The 7,540-nt window shown below is 62.5% G+C and carries 8 protein-coding genes; 7 read left to right on the top strand and 1 reads right to left on the bottom strand.

Annotated features, from left to right (window positions below; translation table 11 throughout):
• Window positions 1-102 precede the first annotated feature (102 nt).
• The 7 genes from larA to J7G73_RS09065 all read left to right on the top strand — a co-directional run bounded on the left by larA (window position 103) and on the right by J7G73_RS09065 (window position 5,935).
• Complete coding sequence (gene larA / locus J7G73_RS09095; RefSeq protein ID WP_291246021.1) at window positions 103-1,245, top strand: nickel-dependent lactate racemase; 1,143 nt, start codon at window positions 103-105, stop codon at window positions 1,243-1,245.
• Window positions 1,242-1,427 carry a hypothetical protein gene (locus tag J7G73_RS09090; protein WP_291246020.1) on the top strand — a complete coding sequence of 62 codons (186 nt, stop codon included), beginning with the start codon at window positions 1,242-1,244 and terminating at the stop codon, window positions 1,425-1,427. Before larA ends, J7G73_RS09090 begins: the two co-directional genes overlap by 4 nt.
• Window positions 1,428-1,739: 312 nt before the next feature.
• A complete protein-coding gene (locus tag J7G73_RS09085; protein ID WP_291246019.1) occupies window positions 1,740-2,648 on the top strand; it encodes a transporter substrate-binding domain-containing protein in 909 nt (302 codons plus the stop codon).
• Window positions 2,649-2,771: 123 nt separating this feature from the next.
• Window positions 2,772-3,449 carry an amino acid ABC transporter permease gene (locus J7G73_RS09080; RefSeq protein WP_291246022.1) on the top strand — a complete coding sequence of 226 codons (678 nt, stop codon included), beginning with the start codon at window positions 2,772-2,774 and terminating at the stop codon, window positions 3,447-3,449.
• A 1-nt stretch (window position 3,450) separates the two neighbouring features.
• Entirely contained in the window at window positions 3,451-4,179 is a 729-nt protein-coding gene (locus J7G73_RS09075; protein WP_367113975.1) for an amino acid ABC transporter ATP-binding protein, read from the top strand.
• Between the two features lie 150 nt (window positions 4,180-4,329).
• Window positions 4,330-5,406 carry an ethanolamine utilization protein EutH gene (eutH, locus tag J7G73_RS09070; RefSeq protein ID WP_158097524.1) on the top strand — a complete coding sequence of 359 codons (1,077 nt, stop codon included), beginning with the start codon at window positions 4,330-4,332 and terminating at the stop codon, window positions 5,404-5,406.
• 181 nt (window positions 5,407-5,587) lie between these two features.
• Window positions 5,588-5,935 carry an MATE family efflux transporter gene (locus tag J7G73_RS09065; protein WP_367113974.1) on the top strand — a complete coding sequence of 116 codons (348 nt, stop codon included), beginning with the start codon at window positions 5,588-5,590 and terminating at the stop codon, window positions 5,933-5,935.
• Window positions 5,936-5,996: 61 nt separating this feature from the next.
• Here J7G73_RS09065 and J7G73_RS09060 read toward each other — a convergent pair whose 3' ends face one another.
• Window positions 5,997-7,457: an undecaprenyl-phosphate glucose phosphotransferase gene (locus tag J7G73_RS09060; protein ID WP_291246017.1), complete on the bottom strand. Its 1,461-nt coding sequence runs from the start codon at window positions 7,455-7,457 to the stop codon at window positions 5,997-5,999.
• Between the last annotated feature and the right edge of the window lie 83 nt (window positions 7,458-7,540).

Here is a 7,540-nt window from a genome sequence, read left to right as displayed (position 1 = left end):
TGAAAAGCCATTTTGAACTGACCCAATACTGTCTGGTGCGCCAGCCCGGCGCGCCGCTGCGGCCCAAAGCACCGGCCGCCCCACAGAAAGGAATGTGAAGATATGCCCTGTTTTGATTTTGCCTACGGAAGCGGCCGGGTCCAGCTGGACCTGCCGGAGAATGCCCGGTACCAGGAGCTGCGCGGCCACAACGAGCCCCCCATCGAGGACATCCCCGCCGCCCTGCGCGCCGCGCTGGAAGCGCCCATCCACGAAAAGCCCCTGCGCGGCTGGCTGCAGCCCGGCGATGCGGTGACCCTCATCATCAGCGACATGAGCCGCTTCTGGATGCGGCAGGATCTGGTGATCCCGGCGCTGGTGGAGTATATGGAGAAAGAGTGTGGCATCAAGACCGACGATCTGGTCATTCTGGTGGCCAACGGCACCCACATCGGCGGTGACGAGGCCGAGCTGCGCACGCTGGTGACCGATGCGGTCTATGACCGGGTGCGGGTGGTGAACCACGACTGCCTGGCCGACGACCTGGTGTATCTTGGCACCACCAGCCGGGGCACCGATGTGGTGGTGAACCCGCTGGCGGTGGGCCGCAAGGTGGTGGCTCTGGGCGCGGCCACCCAGCACGTGATGGCAGGCTTCGGCGGCGGACGCAAGAGCATCCTGCCCGGCATCGCCTCCATGAAGACCATCCAGCAGAACCACGCCCACTCGCTGGACCCCAACGAGCCCCACTCCAACCCGGCCATCGGCAACGCGGTGCTTAAGGGCAACCCCCTGCACGAGGACATGTGCGAGGCGGCGGCCATGGTGGAGCAGCTGTATGTGATGAATCTGGTGATGAACGCGGGCATGAAGCTGGCCCGCATCACCGCCGGTCACTGGCTGGATTCCTGGCTGGAGGCCTGCAAGGCCGCTGACGCCATGTACCAGACCCCCATCCCCGAGAAGGCGGATGTGATCATCACCAGCTGCGGCGGCTACCCGAAGGATATGTCGCTGTATCAGGGCACCAAGACCATCGACAACGTGGAGTTCGGCCTGAAAAAGGGCGGAACGCTGGTGCTGCTGGCCGAATGCCGGGACGGCGGCGGCCCCGCCGAATACTTCGACTGGGTGGACTCCCTCTGCGCCGGCACCCTGGACGCGGACCTGCGCAAGAACTTCACCATCCCCGGCTACATCTTCTATTTGAACTGCGAGCAGGCCGCCCGGTATAACATCCTCTCCCCGGCTACATCTTCTATTTGAACTGCGAGCAGGCCGCCCGGTATAACATCCTCATGCTCACCACCGCCCCCGCCGAGCCGCTGGCGCGCATTGGCATCAAGGCCTTCACCGATCCGGCCGAGCTGTGCCGCCAGCTGGAGCTGGACGGCAAGCTGGTGTATGTGATCCCCAACGGCTCCACCGTTATCCCGGCGGTGAAGTGACCGGCGAAGCTGCTGCATATTCATTGCATAATGAATGTTTATGCATTTGCTTCCGTGCAAACTGCACAGAGCCGCCGCCAAAGCCGGTCCGGTTTTGTGAGATTCATGGAAAAACCCTCTGAGGCTGAATATTTTTGCAAAAATGCCTTGCAAAAATCGGAATGGCGCGTATAATTATACACATGGACGGGGCCGACGCCCCCCAGAAAGCCAATCGAAAACAAACCACGGCGGCGCGGGCCGGGCAAAGGGAGCCCGACCGGGGAACCAACAGCATCCCGAAGCCGCCCCATATACGGAGGGAATCCAACCATGAAAAAGTTTCTTGCCATTGCCATGGCGGCTGTTCTCAGCCTGAGCCTGGCCGCCTGCGGCGGCGCTTCTTCCAGCACCGCCTCTTCCGCCGCTGCTTCTTCCTCTGAGGCCGCCTCCACCGGCGCTTCTTCCGAAGCTGCCAGCGCTTCCACCGCTGCTTACGACTACTCTTCCTACACCGGCGAGACCATCGAGGCCATCAAGGCCAAGGGCAAGCTGGTGGTGGGCACCGAGGCCCAGTACGCTCCCTTCGAGTTCAAGGACCTGAATGCCAACTTCGTGGGCTGCGACATGTGGCTGGCCCAGCAGATCGCCGACGCTCTGGGCGTTGAACTGGAAGTAATGGACATGGCCTTCGACGGCATCATCCCCGCCATCAAGTCCGGCCAGGTGGATGTGGGCATCGCCGCCTTCACCGTGACCGAGGAGCGTGCCCAGGAGATCGACTTCTCCGATGTGTACCAGAAGGACGAGCAGATGCTGATCGTCAAGAAGGGCAATGAGGATGTTTACACCACCAAGGAGTCCCTGGCCGGCCAGCAGGTTGGCGCCCAGCGCGGCACCGTGCAGAGCCAGCTGATCCAGAGCGCTCTGCCTGAGTCCACCCTGTTCGAGCTGGACAAGTGGCCCACCCTGGCCATGGAAGTGGCCAACGGCAACATTGCCGCCATCGTGGTGGACGGCGCCGTGGGCAACGACCTGATCAACAGCAACGACGCCATTGCCCAGGCCAACTTCGCCTTCAGCGATGAGGAGGCCAACTTCGGTAAGGCCGCTGTGATCGCCAAGGGCAAGGACGACCTGAAGGAGCTGGTGAACGCGGTGATCGCCAACGTGGTGGCCGACGGTTCCTTCGACGCTGCCTACGACGAGGCGGTTGCGCTGAGCGAGAGCATGGGCGTATAATAGAACCAATGAAAAAAGGCATCCTCACACCCGCAAAATGGGTGTGAGGATGCTGTTGTGTCTTCCGGCAGCGCCGCGCCGCTGCCCTCACGAAAGGGGAGTCTTATGGAGTTTTTGGAAAAGATGGTGACCCTGTTCACCAAGTACAACAGCTTTTTCAGCCAGGGTGTGGCCAACACCATCATCCTTGCGCTGTTCACCGTGCTGCTGGGCACCATCCTGGGCACGCTGCTGGCCATCATGAAGCTGGGCAAGTTTGCCCCCACCCGCTGGCTGGCCAATGTTTACATCGAGTTCATCCGCGGCACGCCGCTGATGATTCAGGTGATGTTTCTGTTCTACGGCCTGCCCATGGTGGGCATCACCTTCCCCGCGCTGCCCTTCATCTCCAACTCCGACCGGTTCATGGCCGGTATCTGCGCCATGAGCATCAACAGCGGCGCCTATGTGGCCGAGATCATCCGCAGCGGCATCCAGGCGGTGGACAAGGGCCAGACCGAGGCCGCCCGCAGCCTGGGCTTCAAGTCCGGCCAGACCATGCGCATGGTGGTGCTGCCCCAGGCCATCAAGAACATCCTGCCCGCGCTGGGCAACGAGTTCGTGACCGTCATCAAGGAATCCTCCATCGTGTCGGTCATCGGCATCGCCGACCTGATGTACCAGACCAACAGCGTCATCTCCACCACCTACAAGTCGCTGGCGGCGCTGGCGGTGGCTGCCATCATCTACTTTATCATGACCTTCTTCACCTCCCGTCTGATTGCGTTTGCAGAAAGGAAAATGGCCAATGGCACAAGATGAACTGATCGTTGTAAAAGATTTGAATAAGTCCTTCGGCAAGCTGCATGTGCTCAAGGACGTGAATACCACCATCCGCAAGGGTGAGGTGGTGGCGGTGATCGGCCCCTCCGGCAGCGGCAAAAGCACCTTTCTGCGCTGTTTGAACCTGCTGGAGGTTCCCACCGGCGGCCATGTGTTCTTTGAAGGCGTGGACATCTGCGACAAAAAGACCAACATTGACCTGCACCGCCAGAAGATCGGCATGGTGTTCCAGCAGTTCAACCTGTTCAACAACATGACCGTGCTGCAGAACATCACCGCCGCGCCGGTGAAGATCCGCAAGATGGACCCCAAGGCCGCCGAGGAAAAGGCCCTGCAGCTGCTGGACCGGGTGGGCCTGAAGGATAAGGCGGGCAGCTACCCCGCCCAGCTTTCCGGCGGCCAGAAGCAGCGCGTGGCCATCGTGCGCGCGCTGGCCATGGAGCCGGACGTGATGCTCTTCGACGAGCCCACCAGCGCGCTGGACCCCGAGATGGTGGGCGAGGTGCTGCAGGTTATGAAGGACCTGGCCGCCGAGGGCATGACCATGGTGGTGGTCACCCACGAGATGAGCTTTGCCCGCGAGGTGTCCAGCCGGGTCATCTTCATGGCCGACGGTCAGATCCGGGAGGACCGGCCCGCCCGGGACCTGTTCGCAGATCCCCACGACGAGAGGCTGAAGGATTTCCTGTCCAAGGTGCTGAACTTGTAAATTGCTTGCGGGCGGCTGTAAAATGTGATACACTGCGCATGACGCGCCCGGAACACAAACGGAGCAATACGCGGCGCGGCTCCCCTTGCAAAAGGGGGCCGGGCCGCTTTTTTGTGCTCGGGTGCAAACGGAAAAACGGGGGAGAAAACCATGAACATCTGCATCGGGATACTGCTCTGCTTTGCGGCCCTGGGCCTGTTTGATAAGGCTCTGGGCGGGCGGCTGGGCGTTGCCGCCGAGCTGGACCGGGGGCTTGCGGCCATGGGCGGCTTGAGCCTTTCCATGACCGGTATCTACTGCCTCATCATCGCCGCGGTGGGTGCGCTGGAGGGCGGGCTTTCGGCGGTGAGCCGGGCGCTGCCCTTCGACGCGTCGCTGCTGGCGGGCATGCTGCTGGCCCCGGACATGGGCGGCTGGGCCACCGCCAGCCAGCTGGCGGCCAGCGAGGCTCTGGCGGCCTACAGCGGTTTGCTGGTGGCCTCCACCCTGGGCTGCCTTGTGAGCTTTACGCTGCCCATCGCTCTGGGCAGTCTGGAAAACTATCAGGTCACCGGTTTTATGCAGGGCGTGGTGTGGGGCCTGATCGCCCTGCCCGCGGGCCTGGTGGCGGGCGGGCTGGCGCTGGGCCTTGCGCCGCTGGCACTGGCGCAGAATCTGTGGCCGGTGCTGGTGCTCTGCGCGCTGCTGGTGCTGGGGCTGGCCAAAGCGCCCCGGCTCTGCCTGGGTGCGCTGGCGGGCTTTGGCGAGGCGGTGCGGGTGCTGGGCGTGCTGGCCTTCGGCGCGGTGGCGCTGGGATTGTTTCTGCCCGGGCTGGCCATCGCCCCCCAGAGCCTTGTGGCCGAGGCGCTCATCATCGTGTTCAAGATCACGGTGGTGGTGTGCGGCGCCATGGTGGCCACGGCCCTGCTGCTGGCCCGCTGCGGCGAGGCGGTGCGCCGGGTGGCCGGGCGGCTGGGCGTGAACGAATACGCGGTGCTGGGGCTGCTGGCCTCGCTGGTGTCCACCGTGTCCATGCTGCCCCTCTACTCCCGCATGGACGTGCGGGGCAAGGTGATGAACGCGGCGGTGTCGGTGAGCGGGGCCTTCGTGCTGGGCGGGCAGATGGCCTTTGTGTCCAGCGTGAGCGATTCGCGCAGCGTGGCGGCCTTCTTTGTGTGCAAGATTCTGGCTGGCGTTCTGGCAGCGGCGCTGGCGCTGAAGTTCACCAAAAACAAACAGCCCGCGTGACAACCCCTTTGCCGGCTCTTTTTTTCGCTCTGCGCAACACAAAGAGGAGAATTTTATGAACGGGCAAAGTGAAAAAACGCCCCGGCGCTGACCCGGGGCAACATTCTGGCGGCGCTGTTTTTGCAGGCCATGTACGGCGCAGCGGACCTGATCATCGTGGGGCGGTTTGCGGGCACCGCCTTTGTTCGGCGGCGCACAGCTGGCCGGGCTGTTCACTGCTGACCCGCTGGTCATTGCCGAGGCCCACGCCTATCTGAAGGCCTACGCCATCGACTGCCTGCTCACCGCGGTGCTGTTCTGCTTTGTGGGCTGCTTCAACGGCTGCGGCCGCACCGTGTTTGTGATGGTGCAGGGTGTGGTGGGCGCCTTCTGCGTGCGCATTCCGGTGGTGTATCTGATGAGCCGTATCCCGGGAGTGGGTCTGTTTGAGATCGGTCTGGGCACACCCATCTCCTCGGCGGTTCAGATCCTTTTGTGCATTGCCGCCTACCGGTGGTATCAAAGCCGGGCGGAGCGTTCCGCCGCATAAAACAGAAACGCCGGGCCGGTGCGAGAGAGGTTTTCTCTTCGCACCGGCCCGGCGCTTTTTGTTATTGGTCCGGCTTGTCCGTTTTGTCCTCAGCCTGTCCGTTTTTGGGGGATGAGGCCGCGTGGCCGGTCTGCAGCTGTTCCTTGTTGAACAGGCCGCCGAACACGGTCATAAACAGGATCTTGATGTCCAGGAAGATGGACCAGTTCTCGATGTACCAGATGTCGCACTGGATGCGTCCCTCGATGGAGGTGTCGCCCCGGAAGCCGTTCACCTGGGCCCAGCCGGTGATGCCCGGCCGCACCTGATGCTTGACCATGTAAAGGGGCACCGTCTCCTTGAACTGCTCCACAAAATGGGGGATCTCCGGCCGGGGGCCGATCAGGCTCATGTCGCCTTTCAGCACGTTGAAGAACTGGGGCAGCTCGTCGATGCTGCACTTGCGGATCAGGCTGCCGAACCAGGTCTTGCGGGGGTCCGCGTCCTGGGTCCAGCCGGTGTCCTGGCTGGCGTTCACCCGCATGCTGCGGAACTTGTACATGGTGAAGGTCTGTTTGTTCAGGCCCACCCGTTCCTGCCGGAACAAAATCGGCCCCGGGCTGGAAAGCCGCACCCCGATGGCCGCGATCAGCATGATGGGGCTGGTGAGCACGATCAGAACAAGGCTGCCCACCACGTCCATGGCCCGTTTCAGGGCGGCGTTGAGCATGTTGTCCAGCGGGATGGTGCGGATGCTGATCAGCTTCACCGAGCCGATCACATCCACGGTGGGGCGGCTGGGAATGTAGTCGTTGTAGAAGGGGATGATGCGGATCTTCGTGCCCTGTTTCTCGCAGGCGGCGATGATGGTGTTCATAAACCGGGTCTCGTGGGGCTCCAGCGCCACGATCACCTCGTCCACCGCCGGGCCGCTCAGAAGGTCCGGCAGGTCCTCGTAGCGGCCCAGATGGCTGCCCAGGCCCGGCTTTTCGCTGGCGGCCACATAGCCGATCACGTTATAGCCGTACTGGGGGTTGCGGCGCAGGGAGTCCACATATTCCAGAGCCAGCCGGCCGTTGCCCACGATCAGCACGTGCTTCAGGTTGTAGCCCAGCATCCGGTAGTGGCGCAGAATCCGCCGCACCGTGATCCGCTTGGCCACCACCAGAACGGTGGAGAACACATAAAACAGCGCCAGCACCCCGCGGGAGAAATCCACCGCCCGGGTGAGGTAAAGCGTCATGCCGATGAGCAAAAGGCCCAGCAGGTTCGCCTTGAGCAGGGCCACCGTTTCGTCCAGCAATGTGGAGAACCGGAAGGAGCCGTACAGCTTGAAGGCATAGTAGATGGCGGCCATGACCACCCCGTAGAAAAAAGCGGGCAGCAGCGACCCGGTGCGCAGCAGCACCGCCGCCGGGTTGAACAGGTTGTCGCGGTAAACACCCAGCCACAGCCACACCGCCAGCAGATAGGCCAGCGCGATGAGCGAGATATCCAACAGGCAGTTGACGATGTTCAGCAGCCTCTGATTTTTGCGGATCATAAACAGGTAAGCCCCCTTTTCGGCGGCGGGCAAAACCCGGCGCGGGAAAACAGTCTTATTCCCCTATTATAAACAAACAAGCG

The sequence above is a fragment of the Allofournierella sp. genome, from assembly GCF_017889395.1.
GTDB lineage: Bacteria > Bacillota > Clostridia > Oscillospirales > Ruminococcaceae > Allofournierella.
The sequence above is the reverse complement of the archived record's forward strand: the minus strand, read 5'-3'. Positions and strand labels throughout refer to the sequence as shown.